The organism is Microbacterium sp. H37-C3 (assembly GCF_027157935.1).
Lineage (GTDB): Bacteria > Actinomycetota > Actinomycetes > Actinomycetales > Microbacteriaceae > Microbacterium > Microbacterium plantarum.
Genome location: NZ_JAPVLR010000002.1, coordinates 458813 through 484997 on the forward strand (window position 1 = coordinate 458813; position 26185 = coordinate 484997).

The window sequence follows — 26185 nt, forward strand, 5'->3', positions numbered from 1 at the left end:
GAGACGACGATGTCTGCGATCACGACCGCGACGACGGAGCGCGACGTCAAGCGCCGTCGCCTGGCATCCGTTCGTGAGGATGCCGGCGCCGATGCGCTCGTGCTCTCGTCGCATGAGGCGCTCTCGTGGTACCTCGGCGGCATTCGGACGCACGTCTCGTTCGCGGGTCCGCCCGTGCTGGCCGTCCGCGTCGCTGAGGGCGGCGACACTCTCTTCGTCTCGGCGAACGAGGCCGACCGGCTGATCGCGGAGGAGCTCGCGCCGGGCGACGCCGCACGCGTCGCCCGGGTCCCGTGGTACGAATCGGTCGTCGCGCACGCCCTGTCCGGTGGTTCCGGCGGGCCCTCCGAGGGGCGGGGTGATCTCGCCGTCGGCGAGTCGGAGGTCGGCCCCCAGCTGCGGGCGGCGCGCGCCGAGCTGGTGCCGGAGGAAGTCGATCGTTATCGGGCTCTCGGCCGTGCCGTGGCCGAGGTGTTGACGGATGTCGCCGCGGAACTGTCTCCCCTCACATCCGAGCGTGCCGCAGCTGCCCGGCTGGCTGCCGGGCTCGTGGCGCGCGGCATCGACCCGCTCGTGATGCTGGTGGCGGGAGAGCCGCGGCTGCCCCACCGGCATCCCCTCCCCACGGACTCTCCGCTCGGTGCGCGGGCGATGCTCGTCGTGTGCGGACGTCGGCACGGGCTCATCGCCAACGCGACCCGGTGGGTGGGTGCGGCCGGTGGCGACGATGAACGGATCCTCGCGGTGGAGGCGGCGTTCTTCGCGGCGACTCGGCCCGGCGCCCACCTGGACGAAGTGTTCGCTGCGGGGTGTCGCGGCTACGCCGATGCGGGGTTCGATCCGGACGAGTGGGAACGCCACCATCAGGGAGGCCCGACCGGATACGCGGGGCGCGACCCGCGGGCGACCGCCGAGACGCGCGACCTCGTGCGGTCGCCGCACGCGTTCGCCTGGAATCCGAGCGCGCCCGGCGCGAAGGTCGAAGACACCGTGATCGTCACGGACGCGGGCGTCGAGGTGCTCACGGTGGATTCACGGTGGCCTACGACCACGGTCGGCGGCATCGCCCGGCCCGTCGCGCGCCCGTTCTCCTGAAGCGCGCCGTGCCGACCTGTGCTCCGCTCGAACCTGAGCGTGGGTTCGCGCGTGCGCATGTGCGCGTGTGCGCGTGTGTCGTTCGGGCGGGCGCGGAGGGGCCTCCGCACGCGGTGCGGCAAGGGGATGAACGCGTCAGAACGGCGGCTCTGACGCGAGGAAGGTATGGAATCGCCGCTCTCGCCGCTGTGCCGGGGACAAAGCGCCGGGCGATCGTCCATCGTCCCGCCCACCCGGTGGTCGATCTGTCGTGACGGCGACGGTGAAGGCGACGAGTGGTGGTGGTGCGTCTTCGCGGTAGACGCGTCCGGTGGGTGAGGTCCACACCAGCTTCCCGCCGGGGAGTTGTCGGACATGCCATCGGGTGTGGTGTTTGACGTCGTGGTGTCTCTTGCAGAGGTTCGCGAGGTTACACACGTGCGTCGCGCCGCCGTCGGATGCGGCGATGGTGTGGTCGATCTCGCAGCGGATGGCGGGTTGGCGGCATCCGGGGAACCGACAGCGCCGGTCACGCGCCCGCAGCAGCCTGACCATGGCGGCGGTGGGGCGGTAGCTGTCGCACTCCAGGACGGTCCCGGTGACGGGGTGGGTCAGCAGCCGGTCCCACGAGGTCGCGTTGCCGGCGAGTTCTCGCGCGGTGGCCGCGTCGATGGGGGAGCGCCCCGCGAGATCAGCGGGCCCGTCATCCTGACCCATCAGGGTCAGCGCGGATACCGCGACCTGCACGTGTGCACGGATCGCCCCGAGGGTTCCGTCGCCGTCACCGGTCGCGGTCGGGTCGAGGGCGGGTGCGCCGGCGAGGAGCAGGTCGCTGAACACGTCGGCGCGGACCTGGTCGATGGTGCGCGCGTCGTCGACGAACGTCGACCCGTCGCAAACGGTCGTGATGGCGTCGGTTATGCCGCCGTTCGCGTCGGGTCGAGCGTCGTCGGGTGTGGCGCCGGCACCGGCCACATCGGCGTCGGCGCGGGCGTTGATGATCTCGCGGGCCTGCCGGGTGAGTCGGTCGACGATTCCGTCGGCGATGACGGTCGGCAGGGTGGCGATCAGGTCGGACATCCCGTCCGGCCCGGCCTGCACCCGCACACACCGCCCCGCCGCGGCCTCTTCATGCCGTTCGGTGAAACTCCGCGGGTGCATCCGCTCCGCCACCATCCGCAGCCCGTCCCGCACCCGATTCGGGGTCTCGCCCTCGCACTTCCCAATCGCGACCCGCTCGAACTCAGCCCGATCCGCCACCGGCACGATGCATCCGATCTCCTGGATCACCCGCACGTGCCCGCGCACGATTCGGCCCGCCTCCCACGCGGTCATCGTCTGCGGGTAGTTCTCGACCAGGTCTCGGGCTTCGTCGATGCGGCGTTGCAACGTCCGGTCGGTCGCCACGAACACCCCGGCCAGCTCCGCGGCGATACCACGCAATGCCAGCTCGCGCGCCTTGACCTTCTCCGACGCGCCGGACGCTTGCCTCTCGGCCAGAACCCCGGCCGCGGCGAGCACCCGAACCTCCCGGACCTGCACGGCCCGTGCGGCATCCGAAACCCGCTCAGCATCCGCAACGAGAGCGGCGAGCGCGTCGATGTCGCCGTCGCTGCCCATCCCGCCGCCTGCCCGGCTACCGAGCCCGTCATTCGAATGCATGTTCGAATACTGTCATGGGCCTCCGACATCGCGCCGCGACTTCCACAGCCCCCACTCCACGCCCCGCGCCGCACCGCCGTCGCGACTCGGGATGACGGAACCTCGCCCCGACATCTTGTCGTCGATGCGGACCTGGCCCGCGGGTCCTCGGCGATACGCCAATCACCGCCGACGAGTTCGAGTGCCGCTGGAACGACGCGTGCTGACGCGTTCGGGTCAGGCGAGGAGCGCCGCGACCTCCGCGTCGGTCAGCCGGCCGTCGGCGACGAGGAGCCGATAGGCGCGCCGTACTGGAGCGCCCGGGGATGCCGCGACCGCGCGGTCCCAGGCCAGCGCGGCTCCGATGCCGGGATAGTCCGCGACCCGGACGAACCACGGATCGCCGGCAGACGGCTCGTCTGCCGCAGCGAGTGCGACGGTGGCCTCCGCAGCAGTGCCGTCGGTCGGGCCAGCGAAGGCCGCCGACCATGCGAGCCACGGCGCGACCGTTCCGTGCACCGCCGCCTCGCCACGGGCCGAGGGCGTGCGCACGTCGATGTCGACGCAGGCGGGGAGGCGCCACGCGAGCCCGCCGTAGCCGCCGCCCACGCGCCCGTTGCTGCCAGGACCCCCGAGTATCACGGTGCGGTCGGTCGCCGGGGACAGCTCGAACGACAGCTCGATGACGGCGGCGCGCTCGTCGCGATGGATCAGCCGCATCTCGCGGCGCTCGCGCACGACGACGCTGCCGTCGGGGCCGATCCAGCGCAGATCGAGAACCGCGCCGTCGGCGATCCGCTCGACGCCGGCGATCTCGATGCGCCCGTGATCGTCGCGCCAGATGTAGTCCTCGCCCGGGGTGTAGGTGCGACCACCCCAGAAGTTCGTGCCGTCGACATCCTGCAGGGCGACGCTGACACCGAGGTGCCAGTCGTGGTCGGCGGGATGGTGGTCGGTCACGGTCACGCCGCCGGGGGTGCGGAGCGGATGCAGGTACGGGCGCGGGCTCGACGACCGCGCGGTGCCAGCGCCGTCGACGAGCTCCGCCAGGGGCGAGCCGTCGCCCGGCAGGGTCAGCACGACGTCGCGAGCCGTGCGCCGAGCCCAGGGAAGGTGCAGCTCGGCGAAGGTCGCCTCGGCGTCGACGGCGCGGACCACGGCGTCTTCGATGCCGTCCACGATGAGCCGCCGGGCGGGGCCCTCGCCGCGCGCAGTGACGAACGCGGGGTCGATCTCGTGCGGCGCCGTGCGTCCCACGGCATCGATGACCGCGACGAACGCGCCCGAGGCTGACAGGGGCGACAGCAGCGCGACACCCGCGTCGCGATGATCGAGGAGGTTCTGGAGCAGGTCGTCACGCTCGAAGCGTTCGCTGCGCCCGTCGACCTCGACGATGTCCTCCGTGTAGAAGAAGCGTGCCGAGCGGCGGCGGCCATGCACCTCGACGTACGGGTCGACCTGCTCGTCGGCGCACAGCGTCAGCCCCGCGGTGACGCGGATGCCGCGCGTCGTCGACACGCGCAGCAGGCTCGTGTCGTCGCCCTCGATGGCGTTGGCGCGGTAGAGATCGGCGGTGACCTGCGTGATGTCGGCGACGGCTGTCGTGCCGGCGATCGCGAGGGCGGTGGCGGTCGCGTGGGCGAGCGGGTTCGTCGTGACTCCGTCGACGACGGCGACACCGTCGAGTTCGCGGCGCCCGGCCCAGCGGCTGCGCTCCCAGTACGCGCGGTCGCGCGCCCAGAGTCCCACGGCTCCGATCGCGCGGACCGGGCCCAGGTCGAAGCGGTCGTCGGCGAAGGCCCGCAGCGCCCGCGACCCGAGGCTCTGGAAGCCCACCTGCACCCGCGCGCCCGACCGCGCGGCGGCGTCCTCGAGCACGCGCAGGTCGGCGAGGGTCAGCACCGGCGGCTTCTCGAGGTACAGGTCGATACCGCGGTCCACGACGGTGCGCGCGAGCTCGAGGTGGGTATGCAGCGGTGTGGCGACGATGACGACATCGACGTCGTCGGTCGCGGCGAGCAGGGTCGGCAGGTCGGGGAAGACGCGCGTGTGTTCCGGCACGGTGCCCGGTGCCGGCGGGCGGGGGTCGGCGGCCGCGACGAGCCGCACGCGATCGCCCAGACGGCGGAGATTGTCGAGGTGCACGGTTCCGTAGCCGTGGACGCCGACGAGGGCGATGGTGGTGGTGCGTGGCATCCGATTCTCCTGACGTCGCTCCCATCATGCCAGCAAGCGCTTTCCCATGGGTCTCGCGACGCGCGCTGACGTCCTCGGGTGGGAGCGGTGAAGCGACACCCTACGGCAGGCGCCACTGGCCGTCGATGGGGAGCGCTGCCCGCGACGGGCCCGGGTGCTAGGCATTAGCGTCGAGGCGCATCGATCCGAGGAGAACCGCCATGGCATCACCCGCAGCCCGCACCCCGCGCACGCGACTGAACGCCGGGCTCGTCGTCGCGGCCCTCGGCCTGGCGGCGCTGACGGGCTGCACGCCGGCGGGTGGACCGAGCGGAGCGGCCTCGGGCGCTGCGCCTGAGACCACCGCGGCGTCGCCCTCGGCGTCGGCGTCGGCGCCCGCTGCGGCATCCGGTGCGCTCGACCGCACCGAGCTCGCCGACCTGTTCAGCGGCATCCAGTTCCGCCCCGCCCAGTACGACACGATCGCCGCGATGCTCGAGTCGATCTATCCCGGGTTGACGGTCTCGGACGCCGGGTGCCTCGCTCCCTTCGGCGCCGGGTGGGAATCGGCCGGCGATGCTGTCGAATGGGGCACGAGCAACGACCGATCGATGACGGCGGTCGTGGCCTCCGCGGCCGACGACGCAGCCGCCGAGGCGCTGGTGGCTCAGGCTGAGGACGCCATCGCGCGCTGCGCGGACGGGCAGGAGCTGTTCGCCATGCAGGGGGTGCCGGTCACGACCTCGGTCGAGCCGTTCGATCTCGCCGTCAGCGGCGCGGACGATGTCCAGGGGTGGCGGGTGACCGGCGACGTGGGCGGCTCTCCGTTCGCGCTCGTCGGCGCGACGGTCCGCACGGGTCAGAACGTCCTCGCCCTCGTGGGCTGGGATCCCGAGACGAGCGCGGACTACGTGCCGCAGGCGACGCAGCTCTTCGTCGACCGCATCGCGCAGGCGGCCGGCTGATCCGCGCCGAGGGGGTGTGCACGGTCGCGACGGGCGCCTAGCATGGTCGCGTGGCACGGAAACCGCTTTCCCATCCCGCGGACCTGATCGACGGCGCTCATCCGGCGCGATCCGTCCTGCGGCTGCTCGCCCGTCGCCCGGGGCGCATGAGCGTCGCCGTCGGCGCTTTCGCGCTGAAGGAGATCCCGATGTGGTTCCTCCCGGTGATCACCGCGGCGATCATCGACATCGTCGCGGGCGGGGGTGAGGTCTCGGCGGTCATCGGCTGGTTCCTGCTGGCCGCGGCCCTGCTGCTGCAGAACTACCCGAACCACATCCTCTACACGCGCAGCTTCATGACCGTCGTGCGCGACACCGGGGCCGACCTGCGCAACGCGCTCGCCGCGCGGCTGCAGAGCCTGTCGATCGGATACCACTCGCGGGTGAGCTCGTCGATCGTGCAGACCAAGGTGGTGCGCGATGTCGAGAACGTCGAGCTCATGCTGCAGCAGGTCACGCATCCGCTGCTGTCGGCGACGATGGTGATGATCGGCGCCCTCACCATGACCGCGATCGCGGTGCCCCAGTTCCTGCCGGTCTACGCGCTCGCTGTACCGATCGCGATCGGCATCCGGTACGGCATGCGCAACCGCTCGCGCGAGCGCAACGCGGTCTTCCGCCGCGAGGTCGAGGTGTTCTCGGCACGCGTGGGTGAGATGGCCTCGCTCATCCCGGTCACCCGCGCCCACGGCCTCGAGGAGACGGCCGTCACGCGCGTCTCGCGCGGCGCCGAGGGAGTGCGACGCGCGGGTCTTCACCTCGACATGCTCAACGGTCACGTCGCCTCGATCTCGTGGGTGGCGATGCAGCTGCTCGGCGTCGGATGCCTCGTGCTCGCCGCGATCTTCTCGCTCACCGGCATCCTGCCGATATCGCCCGGCGAGGTCGTGCTGCTCTCGACCTACTTCACGCTGCTCACGCAGGGGCTCACGCAGCTCCTCATGCTGATCCCGGTCGGAGCGCGCGGGCTCGAGTCGGTGCGCTCCATCGCCGAGGTGCTGCAGGAACCCGACCTCGAGCAGAACGAGGGCAAGCGCCGCGTGGATCGCGTCGTCGGCGACATCCGGCTCGAGCGCGCCAGCCATCGGTACGCGGGGGCGAGCGGCGACGCGCTGCACGAGATCGATCTGCACATCCCCGCGGGCCGCACCTATGCGTTCGTCGGCTCGTCCGGATCGGGCAAGTCCACGCTGCTGAACCTCGTCCTCGGGTTCGTTCGCGCGACGAGCGGGCGGCTGACGATCGACGGGGCCGACGTGCAGGAGCTCGACCTGCGGACGGTGCGCCGCGCGGTGTCGGTCGTGCCGCAGGAGTCGGTGCTCTTCGAGGGCACGATCCGCGAGAACGTCGCCTACGGGCTGCCCGACGTCTCCGACGAGCGCATCGAGCGGGCGCTGCGCGACGCCAACGCGTGGGAGTTCGTCAGCGACCAGCCGGCCGGGTGGGACACCGTGGTCGGCGAGCGGGGCGCGCGCCTGTCGGGAGGGCAGCGGCAGCGGCTCGCGATCGCGCGGGCGCTGGTGCGCAATCCCCGCATCCTGCTGCTGGATGAGGCGACCTCGGCGCTCGATCCCGAGTCGGAGGAGCTCGTGAAGGACGCGCTCGCGCGGCTCATGGCCGGCCGCACGACCCTCGTGGTCGCTCACCGGCTGTCGACGATCCGCCGTGCCGACCGCATCATCGTGCTCGAGCGCGGGCGGATCGTCGAGCAGGGCTCGCACGACGAGCTGCTGGCGGCCGCCGGCCGCTACGCCCACCTCCACGCCACCCAGTCCTGACCCTCCCCCCTCCGACGGGTATAAGACAGGAGAACTCATGCTCAGGGAGATCTATCGCGACCCGGTGTACGACGGGGCGACCGATCCGGTGGTCGTCATCGAGCCGGGCGACGGCGGATGGTGGATGTTCTACACGCAGCGGCGGGCGACGCATCCCGACCCGGGGCCGGGCGTCTCCTGGGTGCACGGCTCGCGCATCGGGGTGGCGCGCTCGCGAGACGGCGTCGATTGGCAGTACGCGGGCACCCTCGAACCGGATGCCGGGGGGCTCGAACTGACCGCCGGGCAGCCTCCGGCCGACGTCGACCGCACCCACTGGGCCCCCGAGGTCGTCTTCGACGGCACCGGATGGCGGATGTATCTGACCGAGATCGACGGTGTGCCCGATCGCTGGCCGGGTCATGCCCGCACGATCGTCGCCTACCGCTCGACCGACCTCGTGTCGTGGCACCGGCTCGGACCGCTCGATCTCGCGAGCGACCGCGTCATCGACGCCGGTGTGGCCCGCGGTCCCGACGAGAAGTGGCGGCTCTGGTACAAGGATGAAGCCGCCGATTCCGTCACCCGCGTAGCGGTGTCGGACGACCTCGAGTCGTGGAGCGACGGCGGGGTCGCGATCGGCGGACGCCCGCACGAGGGGCCGAGCGTCTTCGAGCTCGGCGGCCGCTGGTGGATGATCGTCGACGAGTGGCGGGGGATGGGTGTCTTCGTCTCGGACGACACCGTCCAGTGGATGCGCCAAGGCGGTCCCGACGACATCGTCCTCGGCGCGGGGGCCGTGCCCGGCCAAGGGTTCGGGCACCACGGCGCCCCCGTTCGCGACGACGACTCCCTCTGGTACTACTTCTTCGCACAGCCGGCCACGACCCCGGATGCCGGTGGCGACGGGGCCGGGGCGGACGACGTCGAGGCCCGCCGGTGCGCCGTCTACCGAGTGCGGCTGCGTGTCGACGCGGGTCGGTTGGTGTGCGAGGCTGAGTCGACGCACTGAGACCGGTAACAGTCGCGAGATCACGGGTCGGAATCGGTTGACCCGACTTCCTTGCGAAACGTTTCATCGCGTAGTACCGTTGCCGGCAAGCGCTTTCCCGACCATCGGAGGCGCGCACCTGCACACACGGACAATGGACGTTCGCGCGCACCGAGACGACGACGTTCGGCAGAGAGGACAACGATGTTCAGCAGAAAGCGGGCACTGGCCACGGTCGCCATCGCGACAGGCGCCGCGCTCACCCTGGCGGGCTGCGCCGGCGGAGAGACCCCGGCCGCGGATGCCACATTCGACCCGGATGAGAAGGTCACCCTGAACCTGGCGTTCTGGGGGAACGACGTTCGCGCACAGCTCTACAACGAGGCGATCGCCGCGTTCAACGAGGAGTACCCGAACATCACGGTCAACGCGACGTTCCTGACCTTCCCGGAGTTCTGGGAGAAGCGCCAGACGGAGGCCGCGGGCGGCGGGCTGCCGGATGTGATGCAGTTCGACTACTCGTACCTGCGCCAGTACTCCGAGAACAACCTCCTGCTCGACCTCGACCCCTACCTCGGCGAGATCATCGAGACCGATGCTCTGCCGCAGAACATCCTCGACATCGGTGTCGTCGGCGACACGACTTACGGCATCGCGACCTCGACGAACGCGTGGGGCATGTTCACCAACCCGAAGCTGCTCGAGCAGGCGGGCGTGGAGGACTTCGCCGGCGGCTCGTGGGACGACTACTCCGAGTGGATGGCGAGCGTCACGGACGCGTCGGGCGGCGCCTACTGGGGTGGCACCGACTACACCGGACGCATCCAGAACTTCGAGCTGCAGCTGCGAGCCGAGGGGTCGCAGCTGTTCGACGAGGACGGCGAGCCCGGGTTCGACGAGGAGCGGCTGACGCAGTTCTGGGAGGACGGCGCCGAGCTCCGCGAGAGCGGAGCCGTGATCGGCCAGCAGCGCCTCGAAGAGGCCCTGCCGCTCTCGGGCTTCGACGCCGCGCTGACGGCGAGCGAGCTCACCTGGGACAATTTCGGCGGCGGCTACCTGGGTAACCTGGGCGAGGGCTACACCGAGCTCGGTCTCGTCGCGCCGCCCGTGACGAAGGAGGGCGCAAAGGACCTCTACCTCAAGCCCTCGATGCTCCACACGATCTCGGCGAAGACCGAGCACCCCGCGGCCGCGGCGACGCTCGTCAACTTCCTCGTGAACTCGCCGCAGTCGGGTGAGATCTTCGGCACCAACCGTGGCCTTCCCGCCTCGCAGACCGCCCTCGACGCGGCCGACCTCGACCCGCTGAGCCAGCAGGTGAAGGAGTACGAGGAGTCGATCGCCGACCGCCTCGGCGACGCCCCGCCGGTCCCGATCGTCGGCTACGGCACGATCGAGGAGGAGTTCCGCAAGCTCGGTACCGAGCTCGCCTTCGGCACCATCACCGTGGATGAGGCCGTCGAACGCTTCTTCTCGCAGATGGACATCACCCTCAACGGATGACCCGATCCCGCGGGCCGGCGCCCGGCGCCGGCCCGCGGGCCCCACATCCTCCCCGCATCCTCAGGAGCATCGTGACCACTACCGCCACACGGGTGATCGTCACCAAGGACTCGTCGCGTCGCGGCCTGGTCCGGAAGCAGCGGCCCGAACATCTCGATCGCCCCGGCGCTCGCAAGCGCGCCGTCCGCGAGAACATCGCGGGATACGGCTTCCTCCTGCCGTGGCTCGTCGGATTCTTCGGACTCACGCTCGTGCCGATGGCGTATTCGCTGTACCTGTCGTTCACGAGCTACAACATCTTCTCGCCGCCCAAGTGGGTCGGCATCGACAACTACATCCGACTCTTCACCAACGACCCGAGCTTCATGCAGTCGGCGCAGATCACCCTGATCTACGTGCTCGTGGGCACCCCGATCTCGCTCATCGCCGCACTTCTGATCGCGCTGCTGCTGAACTACCGCGACAAGGGCGCGGCCTTCTTCCGGTCGGCGTTCTACGCCCCGTCGCTCATCGGGGCGTCGGTCTCGGTCGCGATCGTGTGGCGCGCGATGTTCGCCACGGACGGTCCCGTCGACAACGGCCTGAGCGTGTTCGGCATCGAGCTCGGCGGCTGGATCGGCAACCCGGGCCTCATCCTGCCGATGATGATCCTGCTCGCGGTCTGGCAGTTCGGTGCCACGATGGTCATCTTCCTCGCCGGCCTCAAGCAGATCCCGAAGGAGTTGTACGAGGCGGCCGAGATGGACGGAGCCAACGCCCTCCGCCGCTTCCGCGCGGTCACGGTGCCGATGCTCTCGCCGGTGATCTTCTTCAACCTGCTGCTCGGGCTCATCGGGGCGTTCCAGGTCTTCGGATCGGCCTACATCATCTCCAACGGCACCGGCGGCCCCGCCGGCATGACGAACTTCATCACGGTGTACCTCTACAAGACCGGATTCGCCGACGGCCGCATGGGTTACGCCGCCGCGATCGCCTGGGTCCTCCTCGTCGTCGTCGCCATCATCGCCCTCATCCTCTTCCGCACCCAGAAGTCGTGGGTGCACTACTCGGGAGACAACCGATGACCACGTCACCCACCTCACCGCTGACAAGCGAGGCCATCTTCGCCGAGCAGCAGACCACGCCGATGCCGCCTGCGCGCCGCAGGGTGAAGCGCAAGACCTGGCAGACGATCGTCTGGTTCGCCGTGCTGATCGTCATCACGGCGGTCGTGCTCTACCCGCTGGTCTGGCTGCTGCTGTCGACGTTCAAGCCCAACAGCGAGTTCGGCCAGAACATGGGCCTGCTGCCGAACGCGCCGACGATCGAGAACTACATCAAGGTCGCCGAGGGCATCGCGGGCGTACCGATGTGGCGGTTCTTCGCCAACTCGCTGCTCATCGCCGGCGTCTCGGTGATCGGAACCGTGTTGTCGTCGGCTCTCGCGGCCTATGCCTTCGCCCGCCTGCAGTTCAAGGGACTCGGCATCCTGTTCGCCGCGATGATCGGCACGCTGCTGCTGCCGTTCCACGTCGTGATCATCCCGCAGTACATCATCTTCAACAATCTCGGGATGGTGGACACGTACTGGCCGCTGCTGCTGCCGAAGTTCCTCGCGACCGAGGCGTTCTTCGTCTTCCTCCTCGTGCAGTTCATCCGGCAGATGCCCCGTGACATGGACGAGGCAGCGAAGATCGACGGCGCGGGACACCTCCGCATCTTCTGGTCGATCATCCTGCCCCTGATCAAGCCGGCGCTCATCACGTGCGCGATCTTCAGCTTCATCTGGGCGTGGAACGACTTCCTCGGCCCACTCCTCTACCTGACGAGCCCCGAGAACTACCCGCTGCCGATCGCGCTGCGCCTCTACAACGACCAGACCTCGTCGAGTGACTACGGCGCGACGGTGACGGCATCCTTCATCGCCCTGGTCCCGATCCTGCTGTTCTTCATCGTCTTCCAGAAGTTCCTGGTCGACGGCGTCGCCACGCAGGGTCTGAAGGGCTAGCGATGTCGACCGACGAGCGACCCCGCACGCGGCGCGAGGAGCGCGCCGCGGTGCGGGCCGACCGCTCCGGCAGCGGCCCGGCCATCGAGGGGCGCCCGCAGCTGCGGCATCCCGGAGCGGCCGGCGCGTTCGCGCTGCTCGGTGAGGTGCTGCTGATCGGACTCCTCATCGGCGTCGTCTCGCTCGGCGTCGTGACGCTTCCGATCGCCCTCGCGGCGGGGGTGCGGCATCTGCGCCGCTACGTCGCCGCCGACGACTCGCGACTGTCGCTGTTCTGGGCGGATGTCCGCGCGGGGCTGCTGCCGGGCGCGGCCGTCGGGCTCGTGGCCCTGGTCGTGACGCTCGTCCTGCTGCTCGACATCGACCTGGCCCGGTCGGGGTTCCTCCCGGGTGGCGCCGTGATCGAAGCGGTCGGCTGGGCGGGGCTCGCCACGCTCGCCGTCGCCCTCCTCACCGCGGCCGGCTCCTGGAGCCCCGAGCTCGGGTGGCGCGGAGCGGTCCGAGCGATCCCGGATGCCGCGCGCGGCGACGTCGTCGGAAGCCTCTACCTCCTCGCCACGGCGGCCTTCGTCGTGATCGTGACGTGGGCGCTGCCGCCCCTCTTCGTCGCCGGCATCGGCTGCGCCGCGCTCGCGATCGTGGCGATCCCCGCGCGGCCCCGCCGCACCTGAGACCCGTCCCCCCGGGCCCGCTCCCGATGAAAGGACTCCCATGAAGGCCAACCGCCTGCTCGCCACCGTCGGCATCGTCGCCGTCGGTGCGCTGGCACTGACCGGATGCGGCGGCGCGCAGACGCCCCCCGCAGCCGCATTCGACCCCGACGAGAAGGTCACGCTGACCTATGCGTTCTGGGGCAACGACGACCGCGCGAAGCGCTATGACGAACTGATCGCGGCGTTCAACGAGGAATACCCGAACATCACCGTCAACGTCAGCTTCACCGACTTCCCGAGCTACTGGGAGAAGCGACAGACGGAGGCGGCGGGCGGGGGACTGCCGGATGTCTTCCAGTTCTCCGACAGCTACCTGCGTCAGTACGGCGAGTCGGGCAATCTGCTCGATCTCGCGGAGGTCGCCGACCAGATCGACATGACCACCTTCGACGACGGGCTCCTGGGCACCGGCGCGCTGGGCGGCACGCAGTACTCGCTGCCGACCGGGTACAGCCTGTGGGCGAACTTCGTCAACGACGACCTCGTCGCGCAGGCCGGGGTCGCGGCGCCCGAAGGCGGCACCGACTTCGCCGAGTTCGACGAATGGATGGCCGAGGTCACCGAGAAGACGGGAGGCGCCGTCTACGGGGGCACCGACTACACCCAGCGCATCCAGGCCTTCGAGCTGGTGCTCCGCGCAGACGGCGGCAACCTCTACACCGACGACGGCGAGCTCGGGTTCACCGAGGACCAGCTGCGCGAGTTCTGGGAGAGCGGCGCCGGCCTGCGCGACGGCGCGGCCGTGCCGCAGCAGCGGCTCGAAGAGCTGTCGCCCAAGTCGGGCTTCGGGGCCGCACTGACCGCCAGCGAGATGAGCTGGAGCAACTTCCTCGGCGGCTATCTCGCCGACTCGGGCGCCTCGTCGATCTCGATCGTCGCACCGCCGACGGCGAAGGAGGGCTCGAAGGACCTCTACCGCCAGGCCGGCCTGCAGGTCGCGATCTCGGCCAAGACCGAGCACCCGCAGGCGGCCGCCCTGTTCCTCGACTTCGTCGTGAACTCCGAGGCCGCCGGTCAGGTCTTCGGGACGACGCTCGGCTTCCCCGCGTCGACCTCGAAGCTCGCCGGCGCGACCCTCGAGGGCGCCGACAAGCAGGTCGCCGACTACATCGAGTCGGCCGCGGACCGCATCGGCGATGCGCCGCCGGTGCCGGTGGCCGGATACGGATCGCTCGAGCAGACGTTCTGGGAGCTCGGCAAGTCGCTCGGCCTCGGCACCACCTCGGTCGACCAGGCTGTCGACCAGTTCTTCTCCGAAGCCGAGGTCGTGCTCGGCTGAGGTAGACCGCCCCGTCGGGGATGCCGCGCGCGCAAGCGCGGCATCCCCGCTCACATAAGGAAAGACATGACGCCGACGAACGCCGCCATCGACCCCCGTTTCGAGATCTCCCGCATCGACCGCCGCATCTTCGGCGGTTTCGTCGAGCATCTCGGCCGCCACATCTACGACGGCATCCACGAACCCGGTCACCCGGCGGCCGACGCCGACGGCTTCCGAGCGGATGTCGTCGAGCTCGTCCGCGAGCTGGGGGTGTCGACCATCCGCTATCCCGGCGGCAATTTCGTCTCGGGGTATCGGTGGGAGGACGGGGTCGGGCCGCGTGAGGAGCGACCGCGACGTCTCGACCTCGCCTGGCACTCCACGGAGACCAACGAGGTCGGGCTTCACGAGTTCGCGCGGTGGCTCGAGCTCGTCGGCAGTGATCTCATGCTTGCCGTCAATCTCGGCACGCGGGGGACGCAGGAAGCGATCGACCTGCTGGAGTACGTCAACTCCGACGCCGACACGGCATGGACCCGTCAGCGCGTCGCGAACGGGCGGCCTGACCCGTTCGGTGTGCGCATGTGGTGTCTCGGCAATGAGATGGACGGCCCCTGGCAGCTGGGGCACCGCAACGCCGACGATTACGGCAAGCTCGCGTCGCGCACCGCGAAGGCCATGAGGATGCTCGACCCCGGCGTCGAGCTCGTCGTGTGCGGTTCGTCCGGGAGCGGGATGCCGACCTTCGGGTCGTGGGAGCGCACGGTGCTCGAGCACACGTTCGACGACGTCGACTTCATCTCGTGCCACTCCTACTATCAGGAGCGCTTCGGCAATGCGCAGGAGTTCCTCGCGTCGGGCGTCGACATGGCGCGCTTCATCGCCTCGGTGGTGGCGATCGCGGATGCGGTCGCCGCGACGAAGAAGAGCGACAAGCGCATCATGATCTCGTTCGACGAGTGGAACGTCTGGTACCTCCACAACGACGAGGGAGGCCAGGACGACAAGCCGCGCGAACCGGGCTGGCCCGTCGCGCCGCGTCTGCTGGAGGATCAGTACCACGCGCTGGATGCCGTGGTATTCGGGGATCTGCTCATCACGCTCCTCCAGCACAGCGACCGCGTGAGGTCGGCGTCGCTCGCGCAGCTCGTCAACGTGATCGCCCCGATCATGACCGAGCCCGGCGGCCCGGCATGGCGACAGACGACGTTCTTCCCGTTCTCGCTCACGTCGCGCCTCGCGGGGGAGCGCGCGATCTCGGTCGCCGTCGAGTCCGGGACGTTCGAGAGCGAGCGCTTCGGTGCGGTGCCGAACGTCAACGCCGTCGCCACCGTGGACGACGACGGCGCGACACTGTTCGTCGTGAACCGTTCGACGACCGACGCGGAGGACCTGCGCATCGACGTGTCGGCTCTCGCGGCCGATCCCGGTGCAGCGGTGTCGATCGTTGAATCGCACCTCCTCCACGACGACGACCGATATGCCGCGAACACGCTCGACGACCCCGACCGGGTCGGCGTGGTTCCGGTGCCCGGGATCGCGCTCGACGACGACGTTCTGTCGCTGTCTCTGCCCCCGATCTCGTGGGCGGCCATCCGCCTGGGCTGAGCCGCTCCGGCACCCCGCGAGCACAGGCTTGCGCCCGCGGGTGACAGCCATCTACAGTATGGGAAAGCGCTTACCATCCCACCGGTGAGCGGACGAAGCAAAGGAACGCCCGTGTCAGAGACGACCACCCTCAGCCCCGCGCCGGAGACGGCGACCGCCCCGCAGGTCCGCGAGATCGGCATCATCATGAACGGCGTCTCGGGCCGGATGGGCTACCGCCAGCATCTCGTCCGCTCGATCCTCGCGATCCGGGACCAGGGCGGCATCGAGCTTCCGGACGGGACCAAGGTCACGGTCAAGCCGCTCCTCGTCGGTCGCAGCGAGGCGAAGCTCGCCGACCTCGCCGCCAAGCACGGCATCGAGGACTACACGACCGACCTCGACGCCGCTCTCGCCGACCCGCGCTGGGAGATCTACGCCGACTTCCTCGTCACGAAGGCCCGCGCGTCGGCGCTGCGCAAGGCGATCGCCGCCGGCAAGACGATCTACACCGAGAAGCCCACCGCAGAGTCGGTCGACGAGGCGCTCGAGCTCGCGAAGCTCGCGGCCGAGGCGGGGGTGAAGACCGGTGTCGTGCACGACAAGCTCTACCTCCCGGGCCTGCAGAAGCTGAAGCGCCTCATCGACTCGGGCTTCTTCGGCCGCATCCTCTCGGTGCGCGGCGAGTTCGGCTACTGGGTGTTCGAGGGCGACTGGCAGCCCGCGCAGCGCCCGAGCTGGAACTACCGCGCCGAAGACGGCGGCGGCATCATCGTCGACATGTTCCCGCACTGGAACTACGTGCTCGAGAACCTCTTCGGCGACGTCAAGACCGTCTACGCCCAGGCCGCCGTGCACATCGCCGACCGCTGGGACGAGAAGGGCGAGCACTACACCGCCACGGCCGAGGATGCCGCCTACGGCGTCTTCGAGCTCGAGGGCGGTGTCGTCGCGCAGATCAACTCGTCGTGGACGGTGCGCGTCAACCGCGACGAGCTCGTCGAGTTCCACGTCGACGGCACGCACGGCTCCGCCGTCGTGGGTCTGTTCGGCGCGAAGATCCAGCCGCGCAACGCGACCCCGAAGCCGGTGTGGAACCCCGACCTCGAGGACACGCACGACTACGACGCCGACTGGCAGAACGTGCCCACCAACGACGTCTTCCTCAACGGCTTCCGTCAGCAGTGGGAGGAGTTCCTCACCTCGTACGTGACCGAGACTCCCTACGAGTTCGACCTCCTCGCCGGGGCCCGCGGAGTGCAGCTCGCCGAGGCGGGCCTGCAGTCGAGCCGCGAGGGCCGCAAGGTCGAGCTTCCGGCGCTGAGCATCTGAGCGCCGCACGATGACCGACCTCACCCTCCTCGGCGCCGACGGCGCCCTCACCTCCGTCCCGCTGAACGACGCGCCCGGCTTCGCCCGGCCGACGAGCGCGCTGCGCAGCCGGGTCGCGTACGCGGCGGCCCATGTCGTTCCCGTCGTCTCGGCCGACAACACCCCGGGCCAGCCGGCGCAGATCGACTGGGACGCGACCCTCGGCTTCCGCCGCGCCGTGTATTCCTGGGGTCTCGGCGTGGCCGACGCCATGGACACCGCGCAGCGGAACATGGGACTCGACGCCACCGCGACGCGCGAGCTCATCGCTCGCTCCGCCGAGGTCGCGCGCGAGGAGGGGGGCTCGGTCGTCGTCGGCGTCAACACCGATCACGTCGACGACGAGCACATCTCGCTCGATCAGGTCATCGACGCCTACAAGAGCCAGCTCGCGTTCACGGAGGACCAGGGTGCGGGTCCGGTGCTCATGGCGTCGCGGCACCTCGCCCGTGCGGCGTCGTCGGCCGACGACTACCGCCGGGTGTACCGCGAGGTGCTCGCCGCGGCATCCGGTCCGGTGGTCCTGCACTGGCTCGGCACCGCCTTCGACCCGATCCTCGCGGGCTACTTCGGCTCACCCGATTGGCGCGCGGCATCGGACGTCCTCGTCGAGATCATCGGCGAGAACGCCGACCGGGTCGCGGGCGTGAAGATGAGCCTGCTCGACGCCGCGTCCGAGGTGTCGGTGCGCGAGCGGCTGCCCGAGGGCGTGCGCATGTTCACCGGCGACGACTTCAACTACGTCGGCCTCATCGGCGGCGCAGACGTGCCCCAGGCGACCCAGCCCGAGCGCGACCCCGCCTCGCCGCGGCAGCACTCCGACGCGCTGCTCGGCGCCTTCGCGGCGATCACTCCGGTCGCCTCCGCCGCCATTCAGGCTCTGGACGCCGGGGATGCCGACCGGTATCTCGCGATCCTCGGACCGACGGAGGAGCTCAGCCGGCAGATCTTCGCGGCACCGACGTTCTACTACAAGACCGGCGTCGCGTTCCTGTCATGGCTCAACGGTCATCAGGCTGCGTTCCAGATGGTCGGCGGACTGCACTCGGCGCGCAGCCTGCCGCACCTCTCGCGGATCGTCGAGCTCGCGAACGCGTCGTACGCGCTCGAACAGCCGGAACTGGCCGCGGACCGCTGGCACGCGATGCTGCGCCTGAACGGAGTCCGGGCATGAGCGTCGTCGACCCGCGCCTGTCGATCAACCAGGCCACGATCAAGTACGCCGACCTCGCGACCGCGCTGCGGGTCACCGCGGATGCCGGGATCGAGGCGATCGGACTGTGGCGCGAGCCCGTGCAGGAGGTCGGTCTCGCCACCGCCGCCGCCATGCTGACGGACTCGGGCCTGCGGTTCACCACACACTGCCGGGCGGGCTTCTTCACGATGCCGGAGGGGCCCGCCCGGCGCTCCTCGATCGATGACAACCGGGTCGCGATCGATGAGGCCGTCGTGCTCGCCGCCGCCGGTGCGCCCGGCTCCACCGCGATCCTCGTGCTGGTCGCCGGCGGACTGCCCGAGGGGTCGCGCGACATCGTCGGCGCGCGGGAGCGGGTGCGCGATGCGATCGGCGAGCTCGCCCCCCACGCGAAGGCGGCGGGGGTGACGCTGGCGATCGAGCCGCTGCATCCGATGTTCGCCTCCGACCGCTGCGTCGTCTCCACGCTCGGCCAGGCCCTCGACATCGCGGCCGACTTCGAGCCCGAGGTCGTCGGGGCCACGGTCGACACGTTCCACATCTTCTGGGACCCCGACGTCCTGCCCGCCATCGAGCGGGCCGGGCGCGAGGGTCGCATCGCGACGTACCAGGTGTGCGACTGGCGAACGCCGCTGCCCGCGGACGTCCTGCTCAGCCGCCACTATCCGGGCGACGGGGTCATCGACTTCGCATCGCTGACCCGGGCCGTCGAGGCGACGGGGTACGACCGCGACATCGAGGTGGAGATCTTCAACGCCGACATCTGGGCCGCCGATCCCGCCGAGGTCGTGCGCCGCACCGCCGAGGCGTTCGGTGCGGCTGTGACGCCGCACCTCTCGGGCGCGCGCACCCCCACCGCATAGACTCGGCTCGTGGGACAGACGGGGATGTCGCCGCGTGGCTCGGCCACGCTGCACGATGTGGCGAGAGAAGCCGGGGTGTCGCTCGCGACCGCCTCGCGGGCGCTGAACGGCTCGACCCGCAAGGTCGCCGACGCCTATCGCGAACGCGTCGAGCAGGCCGCGGCCCGGCTCGGCTACACGGCCAACCTGTCGGCGCAGGCGACCGCGCGCGGCACGTCCGCGATCGTCGCGCTGCTGGTGGCCGACATCGCCGACCCGTACTTCGGGCAGCTCGCGGCAGGCGTCGCGCGCGGTGCCGACGAAGCCGGGCTCGTCGTCACGGTCGCCATCACCGAGCGCGATCCCGCGCGTGAGCTGCGGCTCGTCCGTGCGCTGCGCGGACAGCGTCCTCGCGGCATCATCCTCGCCGCCTCGCGCACGTCGCGCGAGATGTCCGACGAGCTGAGAACCGAGCTCGACCTCATCACCGCGAGCGGGGGAACCGTCGTCGCGTTGGGCCCGGGCGCCCCCGGCATCCGCAGCGTCGCCATCGACAACCGCGGCGGCGCCCGCGAGCTCGGGGCCGCGCTCGCCGCGCGCGGCTACCGCTCGGCCATCGTGCTCGCCGCCGCCGAGGGCGTCGTGACGAGCGACGACCGTCTCGCCGGCTTCGCCGACGGCTTCACGAGCGGCGGGGGAGCCGAGCCTCGCGTCTACCGCGGTGGTTTCAGCCGTGAGTCCGGTGCCGAGGCGATGTCAGCGGCACTCGCCAACGGCGTCGAGCCGGGAACCGTCGTGTTCGGCATCAGCGACGTCGTCGCCATCGGAGCCCTCACCGCGGTGCGTTCCGCGGGACGCGAGCCCGGCACCGACATCGCGCTCGCCGGCTTCGACGACATCCCGACCGGTCGCGACGTGACACCGCCCCTGACGACCGTGCGGGTGCCGCTCCCCGATGTCGGGTACAGCGCGCTCCGCGCCGCCGTCGACACGGAGGCTGACGGGGCCGCGGCTGCGCTGCCCCTCGAGGTGCTCGTGCGCGAGAGTACCCCGCCGCGGAGCGCGTGACGTGACGCGCGTCGTCGTCGCGATCGACAGCTTCAAGGGTTCCATCGCGGCCGCGGAGGCTGCGCGTGAGCTCGCCGCGGGGTGGGTCTCCGCCGACGCCGGCGCCGTTCTCGAACTGCGCCCGATGGCCGACGGCGGCGAGGGCACGCTCGACGCGTTCGCGGCGGCGATCCCCGAGGCGCGCCGGATGCCCGTCACCGTCACGGGCCCCGCGAGGACAGCCGTCGATGCGTCCTGGCTGCTGCTTCCCCCGACATCCGGCGACCGGTCGGCGGCGTCGGATCGCGGCTCGGTGGGCGTCGTCGAGCTGGCCTCGACCTCGGGGATCGAGCTGCTGGGCGACGAGCGACGCGGCCTCGACGCCGACACCACCGGCTTCGGCGAGGCGATCGCCGCCGCGCTCGACGCCGGAGTCGACCGCCTCGTGCTCGGCATCGGATCGAGCTCGTCGACCGACGGCGGAGCCGGGATGCTGCGCGCGCTGGGCGCCCGGTTCACGGATGCAGCCGGACGAGACGTCGCCCCCGGCGCGCGCGGCCTCGCCGACATCGCGCACGTCGACCTGTCGGAGCTCCGACCGCTTCCCCCGGGCGGCGTCGACGTGCTCAGTGACGTGTCGAACCCACTGCTCGGTGCGCGTGGCGCTGCCGCCGTGTTCGGACCGCAGAAGGGGCTCGACACGGCTCAGGTCGCCGCAGCCGACGCGGCGCTGAGCGGGCTCGCCGACCTCGTGCCGGATGGGGCGTCGCTTGCTGCCACGCCGGGGGCCGGAGCCGCCGGCGGCACCGGGTTCGGGTTGCTCGCGTGGGGCGCGCGCCTGAGCCCGGGCGCTCGCGAGGTCGCGGCGCTCGTCGGCCTCGCCGACGCCATCGCCCGAGCCGACCTCGTCATCACGGGCGAAGGCTCGTTCGACGGGCAGTCGGCGGCGGGCAAGGTCCCCGCGTTCGTCGCCGAGCTCGCCGCGGGCGCCGGGGTGCCGGTCGCCCTCGTCGCGGGGCGGATCGCCGCTGACGCCGACACCGCCGCGTTCGCGTCCTCCGTCTCGCTCACCGACCTCGCGGGATCCGCCGCGGCCTCACTCGCCGACCCCGCTCGCTGGCTCCGCGCCGCCGGCGCCGCGCTGGCCCGTATCTAGCCTGCCCGCGCGTTGACTCGCCCGAGTGAACGGCTTCGCCGCGGGCGCACGGCTTGCTCACGCAAGAAGGTCGTTCACTGGGCGCTTGGCCGTGCATTGAGTGACTGATGCGAGGCGGGCGCCGGTTCGGGGCGGTGGACGCCCCGTGGTCGATACCCCAGCGCGTCCGAGAGGTCGAGCAGGTCGGCGAGGTACCAGACGATCGCGAGCCACATCTCGGTGCCCTGGAGTCCCGGCTCTGCACCGGCGAGGTGGAAGCTCATGCCCGACCCCGCTCGCCATTCGTCGAGCACATGGTCGAGCAGGCGCGCCGCGAGGTTCTCGACCTCGGCGCGGCGGTATCCGGCTGCCCGCGTGAGCCAGAGGGGATGGGCGACGTCGAGCACGTTGCAGGCATCCAGCCGTGCCGGGTCGAACCAGCGGTCGTCACGGGCGTGGCGGAGCACCGTGTCGATGACGGCCTCCAGATGCGGGACGGGGATGCCGTGCTGCGCGAAGGTCCCGCGCGAAGCGCGGTAGAAGCCGTTGACGACGAGCAGCAGTCCGCGGTCGGCGGAGGCGCCGCCCCACATGCCGCTCGCGGCATCCGCATGCGTCAGGAGCCATCCGAAGAGCGCCTCGGCCACCCCCGGGGTGATGCGGTCGCCCCGGCGCCGGGCCCAGAGCAGAGCCGTCCCGATCGCGTCGACGTGATGTCCGGCGTTCCAAGGATCGGTGTCCCAGGGCAATGCATCGAGCCGTTCGATCACGGAATCGGCCGTGGCGTCGCGGATCAGTCCGATGGGGTGAGCGAACTCCGACCCCAACAGGTCGAGCGCGTAGCCGGTCGAGAGCACGTGATAGGCCGTGTCGCCGTCATCCCAGCCGGGAACGCCGACCGCGCCGAGCGGCGGCACCGCGCCCGTCTCCGGATCCTGCCAGCCGCGCAGCCGGGCGATGAGCTCGGACCGGTCGCTGTCCGGCGGCGTCGACCCCAACAGGAGGTCGGCGATCTCGACGGCATCGCCCTGCGCCCGCACCGTCGGCGCGGCGCCCGGCCGGTCGGCGTACAGCCCGGTATCCGGGTCGAGCGAACGCCGCAGCACCTCGCCGGCCTCGGCGCGAGCCCGGTCGGCGAAGTCGGTCAGACGCACCCGCAGACGGTTCGGCGCCGCGGCCTCGTCCCCGGGCGGTACGCGCCACCGCAGCAGACGAGCGGGGTTGCCGCCGACGATCGCGCCGGCGGGCACGTCCTTCGTCACGACGGCACCGGCTGCGAGCACCGCCGAGGCGCCCACGGTGACCCCGTCGAGGACGACGACGTGCGAGCCGATCCAGACGTCGTCGGCGATGCGGATGCCGCGGCTGGTCAGCGGCTGCCGGAAGACGGGCGTCCCGGGCTCCATCGAGTGGTTGAAGCCGAGCACCGAGCTGTGCGCGCCCATCCTGACGCCGTCACCGAAGACGACGTCGCCGCGGACCACGGTCGACGGATTCACGGAGCAGTCCGCGCCGATGCGCAGGGTGCCGGTGAGAAATGCGCCCGCGGCGATGTACGAGCGATCGCCCAGGTCGAGGGTGTCGGCGTCGAGCGCCGCAAGCTCCGAGACGAAGCAGTCATCGCCGAACGACCAGTCCGCGTGCTGGTTCGCCAGCGCCGCCTGATGCTCGCGCTGGCGGCGCCGGCTCTCCGCGGATGCCGTGGACCAGAAATCCCATGGCGAGTAGTCGTGACGGTCGATCACGCCGGGCCGTCCGCCCGCGGTGCGACGGTGGACTCGCGCACGACGAGGGTGGGGTTGAGCATCACGCGACGGGTGGGCCGGCCGGGGTCGGCCATCCGCGAGACGAGCAGCTCGACCGCCGTCTCGCCGACGCTGACGCGGGGCGGTGCGACGGCGGTGAGCGCGGGCGTGAACAGCTCCGCCACCTCGTCGTCGTAAGCGATGATCGACAGGTCGTCGGGCACGGAGATGCCGCGGTTGAGCGCGAGGTCGACGAACGCCATCGCCTCGGGATCGGAGTGCACCAGAAGGGCGGTGACACCGCTTCCGAGCGCCCGGTCGAGGGTCGTGTCGACCGCGGCGGAGAACTCCGCGCTCGCCCGGTCGGGCAGGGTCGTCTCGATGTGCTGGGCGGGCGTGAGCCCGAGCTCCTCGCACGCGGCCTGCCAGCCGGCGGCGATCTTGCGCGAGGTGGGGGAGTTGCGTGAGAGCACCAGCCCGACCTTGCGGTGACCGAGCGAGGCGAGGTGGCGCGCCGCGAGGACCGCGCCGAGCGCGTGGTCGGTCGTCACCGCCTCGACGGGGACCCCGGCGGGCTGGACGATCGCGTCGCGCTCGACGAGAACGCTCGGTGTGCCGCAGTCGGCGAGCCACTGAACGACGTCCTGCGAATGCGGGGTGTCGGTATTCGGCGCGACGATCAGGCCGCGGATGTCGCCGCTCGCGACGAGACGCTCGAGCACGGGACGCTCGTCCTGAAGCTCGTACGACGCTCCCCGGAGGTGGACCTTGAGTCCGTGGCGGCGTGCGGCGGCCTCCATGCCCCGCACGACCCCGGGCCAGTAGAAGTTCAGCGAGGGGACGAGCACGGCGATCGAGCCGGCGGCAGACTCGGGGCCGCTGCCCGCGACCGGCGGGTGCGTGTGCTGACCGGTGGCGGGGATGGCGCCCCCGTGCACGCGCTGCAGCAGCCCCTCCTGCTCCATCTGCGCGAGGTCGCGTCGCAGGGTCACCGTGGCGGCGCCCAGCTCGTCGGTCAGCTGCGAGATGCGCACGGCGCCCTCGCGCTCCATCGTCGCCAGGATGTGCGCGCGGCGCTCGGCCGCCAGCAGCGCCGGTGTGGGGTCGGTCATGGTCGCTCGTCCTCGTTCCGTTCCTGTTCTACCGTGACACGCAGCTCGGTACGACCACCGGCGCTGATCGCGAGGCGGCTCAGGCGGTCGCCCCAGACGTCGGTCAGCATCGGATCGTCGAGTTCGCGAACGACGAGGGTGTGCGGTGCCCCGGCGGGCCACGTGATGCGCACCGGGGTCGCTCCGTCCAGCGGTGTCACGCGAGCCCATCCGTCGCCCGTCGTCACCGAGCCCGCGAGGAGCAGGCGCACCTCGGTATCCGGTCCGGCGGCTTCCCAGCGGTCGTCGATCGTGACGTGTCCCGAGCGGTGAAGCGCAGCCCGGCGTCGCCACGAGCGTACCGAGCCGGCGGGGTAGGCGCCGCCGATCTCGAGATCCAGTGCCTCCATCTCATCCGTTCGGACGATGACCGGATCGGATGCCGCGAACGCCGCGCCGTGCGGCTGCGCCGAGCCCGAGATGCGGGGCACGCTGTGCCAGTCGCTCTGCATGGTCCAGATGTCGTATCGGCCGGGGCCGAAGGTCTGCGCCGTGTAGGTCGGCCGGCCGGCGTCGACGATCACCGGCACGCCGTCGGACGCGACGATGATCGAGCCGACGTCGTTGTGGTTGTGGTTCTCGTCGTTGTGACCGCCCTTGAGCACGACCGTGAGCCCGGCGGCGCTGCCCGCTCGTCCGCGTGCCAGCCAGACCTGTGTCGACGGGAGCCAGACGTCCGAGGGAAGCGGGCTCGGACCGGGAGTCTCGGCTCGCCAGGCGTCGTCGGACAGGGCGCGCAGCAGGCGACCGAGCCCGGCGTCCTCGGTGGCGGGCGCGTCGTCGGCGCGATGCGCGGCGGCATGTCGGCGGGCGTCGTCGTCGCCGACGGCGAGAGCCGCCCGGTGCAGGGCGTGCCACGGCTGGTCCGCCGGCGGACGGGCGGGGCCATCAGCGAGATTGACGTACCAGGGGCCGCCGAGATGCGAGCGATGCGGGAACGCGATCGTTTCGCGCAAGGAGTCCACCTCGGGCACGGGATCCCACGCGCCGTCGGTGGCGTAGGCGAGCAGATCGAGGGCCTCGAGCGCCCGGCACGCGCCGTTCCACCAGTACGCATAGCCTTCGTCGATCGCGCCGTCGGCGGGCAGAGCCGCGACGTAGCGGTCGAGGCCCTGCGCCACGAGGGCGACGAGCTCGTCGCGTTCGCGGCCGTCGTCGCAGAGCACGAGCGCGGCGACCAGCACGTTTCCGTGAATCCACGGATTCCAGTTGTGGACGTGACCGTCGAGTCCGAGCCAGTGCCAGTCGCGTCGCCGGAGGAACGGGTCGATGACGCGCGCTCGGGCTTCGTGACGTATGCGCTGCCGCAGTCCCGGGTACCGGTCGTCGAGTCGTCGCCCGAGCACGTGGTCGATCCACGCGAGCTGTCCGACGACTTCGCCCGCGCCGAGATCGAGGAACGGGTCGGTGACGGTCGCCAGCACCGACCCGTGCCGCGAGAAGGTGTCGTCGTGGGCGGGCCAGCACCACGTCGACTGCTCGCACAGCAGCCAGACGCCGTCCGCGACCTCATCGAGGTATCGGGGGTCGGGGTCCGACAGTGCTGCGACCACCGCCCGACTCAGCCGCCGCTGCCGCGCGAAGACCCGCTGCTCGTAGCCGTCGCGGTCGCCGTCGCGATGCACGCGCGCTGCCGCGCTCGCGCGGGGTTGCGGCCACGGAGCGTCGAGGTCGGCGCGTGCCCGGTCGATGAGCGGGCGCGCGGCGGATGTCGGGATCAGCCGGGCCCAATGTTCGGCGTCGGGCACGGGTAGGGCGTCGCCGGGCGGGCGGAGGCGAGCCGGGACGTCGCCGCAGACCGCCGCGAGCGGGCCGGCGAAGCCCTCGGTGTTCCACAGCACGGCTGCTCCTTCGGGTGACGGCGGCGTCACCAGTCGAGACGAATGAATCGATCAGTATCGATCATAAAGAAACGAAGCAGATCTTGCAATGATCGAATCGTGTTGCTAATCTCCGAATCGGTCGCGATCAACGATGACGACCATGAAGCCCTTCGAAGGAGAACC

The 26185-nt window shown here is 71.0% G+C and carries 20 protein-coding genes; 15 read left to right on the forward strand and 5 right to left on the reverse strand.

Going from position 1 to position 26185, the window contains the following annotated elements; genetic code table 11:
- The first annotated feature begins 9 nt into the window (after positions 1–9).
- Positions 10–1095, forward strand: a complete 1086-nt coding sequence (locus O1W71_RS07175; protein WP_269267167.1) for a M24 family metallopeptidase — start codon at positions 10–12, stop codon at positions 1093–1095.
- A 135-nt stretch (positions 1096–1230) separates the two neighbouring features.
- Here O1W71_RS07175 and O1W71_RS07180 read toward each other — a convergent pair whose 3' ends face one another.
- On the reverse strand, positions 1231–2736 hold the full coding sequence (locus O1W71_RS07180; RefSeq protein ID WP_269267168.1) for an HNH endonuclease signature motif containing protein: 1506 nt from the start codon (positions 2734–2736) through the stop codon (positions 1231–1233).
- Between the two features lie 216 nt (positions 2737–2952).
- On the reverse strand, positions 2953–4911 hold the full coding sequence (locus O1W71_RS07185) for a DUF6807 family protein (protein ID WP_269267169.1): 1959 nt from the start codon (positions 4909–4911) through the stop codon (positions 2953–2955).
- A 200-nt stretch (positions 4912–5111) separates the two neighbouring features.
- Between O1W71_RS07185 and O1W71_RS07190 the strand changes: the two genes are divergently transcribed.
- From O1W71_RS07190 to O1W71_RS07255, 14 genes are all read left to right on the forward strand, one after another.
- The gene (locus O1W71_RS07190; RefSeq protein WP_269267170.1) at positions 5112–5855 is read left to right on the forward strand and encodes a hypothetical protein; all 744 of its coding nucleotides are present in this window, start codon (positions 5112–5114) and stop codon (positions 5853–5855) included.
- A 50-nt stretch (positions 5856–5905) separates the two neighbouring features.
- Positions 5906–7672: an ABC transporter ATP-binding protein gene (locus O1W71_RS07195; protein ID WP_269267171.1), complete on the forward strand. Its 1767-nt coding sequence runs from the start codon at positions 5906–5908 to the stop codon at positions 7670–7672.
- Positions 7673–7709: 37 nt separating this feature from the next.
- Positions 7710–8663: a hypothetical protein gene (locus O1W71_RS07200; RefSeq protein ID WP_269267172.1), complete on the forward strand. Its 954-nt coding sequence runs from the start codon at positions 7710–7712 to the stop codon at positions 8661–8663.
- A 183-nt stretch (positions 8664–8846) separates the two neighbouring features.
- The gene (locus tag O1W71_RS07205; protein WP_269267173.1) at positions 8847–10145 is read left to right on the forward strand and encodes an ABC transporter substrate-binding protein; all 1299 of its coding nucleotides are present in this window, start codon (positions 8847–8849) and stop codon (positions 10143–10145) included.
- Between the two features lie 71 nt (positions 10146–10216).
- Positions 10217–11209, forward strand: coding sequence for a carbohydrate ABC transporter permease (locus O1W71_RS07210; protein ID WP_269267174.1), 993 nt, complete (start codon positions 10217–10219; stop codon positions 11207–11209).
- The gene (locus O1W71_RS07215; protein WP_269267175.1) at positions 11206–12132 is read left to right on the forward strand and encodes a carbohydrate ABC transporter permease; all 927 of its coding nucleotides are present in this window, start codon (positions 11206–11208) and stop codon (positions 12130–12132) included. Before O1W71_RS07210 ends, O1W71_RS07215 begins: the two co-directional genes overlap by 4 nt.
- Positions 12133–12134: 2 nt before the next feature.
- Positions 12135–12803 (forward strand): hypothetical protein, encoded by a 669-nt coding sequence (locus tag O1W71_RS07220; protein WP_269267176.1) that lies wholly within the window; start codon positions 12135–12137, stop codon positions 12801–12803.
- Positions 12804–12843: 40 nt separating this feature from the next.
- Positions 12844–14124: an ABC transporter substrate-binding protein gene (locus tag O1W71_RS07225; protein WP_269267177.1), complete on the forward strand. Its 1281-nt coding sequence runs from the start codon at positions 12844–12846 to the stop codon at positions 14122–14124.
- 66 nt (positions 14125–14190) lie between these two features.
- On the forward strand, positions 14191–15714 hold the full coding sequence (gene arfA, locus O1W71_RS07230; RefSeq protein WP_269267178.1) for an arabinosylfuranosidase ArfA: 1524 nt from the start codon (positions 14191–14193) through the stop codon (positions 15712–15714).
- A 186-nt stretch (positions 15715–15900) separates the two neighbouring features.
- Entirely contained in the window at positions 15901–17025 is a 1125-nt protein-coding gene (locus tag O1W71_RS07235) for a Gfo/Idh/MocA family protein (protein WP_269267530.1), read from the forward strand.
- 10 nt (positions 17026–17035) lie between these two features.
- Positions 17036–18238, forward strand: a complete 1203-nt coding sequence (locus tag O1W71_RS07240) for a dihydrodipicolinate synthase family protein (protein ID WP_269267179.1) — start codon at positions 17036–17038, stop codon at positions 18236–18238.
- Complete coding sequence (locus O1W71_RS07245) at positions 18235–19122, forward strand: sugar phosphate isomerase/epimerase family protein (RefSeq protein WP_269267180.1); 888 nt, start codon at positions 18235–18237, stop codon at positions 19120–19122. The genes O1W71_RS07240 and O1W71_RS07245 overlap by 4 nt, the downstream gene beginning before the upstream one ends.
- 9 nt (positions 19123–19131) lie before the next feature.
- Positions 19132–20169 (forward strand): LacI family DNA-binding transcriptional regulator, encoded by a 1038-nt coding sequence (locus O1W71_RS07250; protein WP_269267181.1) that lies wholly within the window; start codon positions 19132–19134, stop codon positions 20167–20169.
- 1 nt (position 20170) lies between these two features.
- Complete coding sequence (locus O1W71_RS07255) at positions 20171–21304, forward strand: glycerate kinase (protein ID WP_269267182.1); 1134 nt, start codon at positions 20171–20173, stop codon at positions 21302–21304.
- A 74-nt stretch (positions 21305–21378) separates the two neighbouring features.
- Here O1W71_RS07255 and O1W71_RS07260 read toward each other — a convergent pair whose 3' ends face one another.
- The 3 genes from O1W71_RS07260 to O1W71_RS07270 are packed head-to-tail and all read right to left on the reverse strand — an operon-like array spanning position 21379 to position 26020.
- Positions 21379–23028 carry an acyltransferase gene (locus tag O1W71_RS07260; RefSeq protein WP_269267183.1) on the reverse strand — a complete coding sequence of 550 codons (1650 nt, stop codon included), beginning with the start codon at positions 23026–23028 and terminating at the stop codon, positions 21379–21381.
- Positions 23025–24140: a substrate-binding domain-containing protein gene (locus O1W71_RS07265; RefSeq protein WP_269267185.1), complete on the reverse strand. Its 1116-nt coding sequence runs from the start codon at positions 24138–24140 to the stop codon at positions 23025–23027. Before O1W71_RS07265 ends, O1W71_RS07260 begins: the two co-directional genes overlap by 4 nt.
- Entirely contained in the window at positions 24137–26020 is a 1884-nt protein-coding gene (locus O1W71_RS07270) for a heparinase II/III domain-containing protein (protein ID WP_269267186.1), read from the reverse strand. The genes O1W71_RS07265 and O1W71_RS07270 overlap by 4 nt, the downstream gene beginning before the upstream one ends.
- Between the last annotated feature and the right edge of the window lie 165 nt (positions 26021–26185).

Excerpts from the sequence above, each read along its gene's own strand:
- O1W71_RS07175 (WP_269267167.1), top strand. The coding sequence starts at position 10 with ATGTCTGCGATCACGACCGCGACGACGGAGCGCGACGTCAAGCGCCGT.
- O1W71_RS07180 (WP_269267168.1), bottom strand. The coding sequence starts at position 2,736 with ATGCATTCGAATGACGGGCTCGGTAGCCGGGCAGGCGGCGGGATGGGC.
- O1W71_RS07185 (WP_269267169.1), bottom strand. The coding sequence starts at position 4,911 with ATGCCACGCACCACCACCATCGCCCTCGTCGGCGTCCACGGCTACGGA.
- O1W71_RS07190 (WP_269267170.1), top strand. The coding sequence starts at position 5,112 with ATGGCATCACCCGCAGCCCGCACCCCGCGCACGCGACTGAACGCCGGG.
- O1W71_RS07200 (WP_269267172.1), top strand. The coding sequence starts at position 7,710 with ATGCTCAGGGAGATCTATCGCGACCCGGTGTACGACGGGGCGACCGAT.
- O1W71_RS07205 (WP_269267173.1), top strand. The coding sequence starts at position 8,847 with ATGTTCAGCAGAAAGCGGGCACTGGCCACGGTCGCCATCGCGACAGGC.
- O1W71_RS07215 (WP_269267175.1), top strand. The coding sequence starts at position 11,206 with ATGACCACGTCACCCACCTCACCGCTGACAAGCGAGGCCATCTTCGCC.
- O1W71_RS07220 (WP_269267176.1), top strand. The coding sequence starts at position 12,135 with ATGTCGACCGACGAGCGACCCCGCACGCGGCGCGAGGAGCGCGCCGCG.
- O1W71_RS07225 (WP_269267177.1), top strand. The coding sequence starts at position 12,844 with ATGAAGGCCAACCGCCTGCTCGCCACCGTCGGCATCGTCGCCGTCGGT.
- arfA (WP_269267178.1), top strand. The coding sequence starts at position 14,191 with ATGACGCCGACGAACGCCGCCATCGACCCCCGTTTCGAGATCTCCCGC.
- O1W71_RS07235 (WP_269267530.1), top strand. The coding sequence starts at position 15,901 with ATGAACGGCGTCTCGGGCCGGATGGGCTACCGCCAGCATCTCGTCCGC.
- O1W71_RS07240 (WP_269267179.1), top strand. The coding sequence starts at position 17,036 with ATGACCGACCTCACCCTCCTCGGCGCCGACGGCGCCCTCACCTCCGTC.
- O1W71_RS07245 (WP_269267180.1), top strand. The coding sequence starts at position 18,235 with ATGAGCGTCGTCGACCCGCGCCTGTCGATCAACCAGGCCACGATCAAG.
- O1W71_RS07265 (WP_269267185.1), bottom strand. The coding sequence starts at position 24,140 with ATGACCGACCCCACACCGGCGCTGCTGGCGGCCGAGCGCCGCGCGCAC.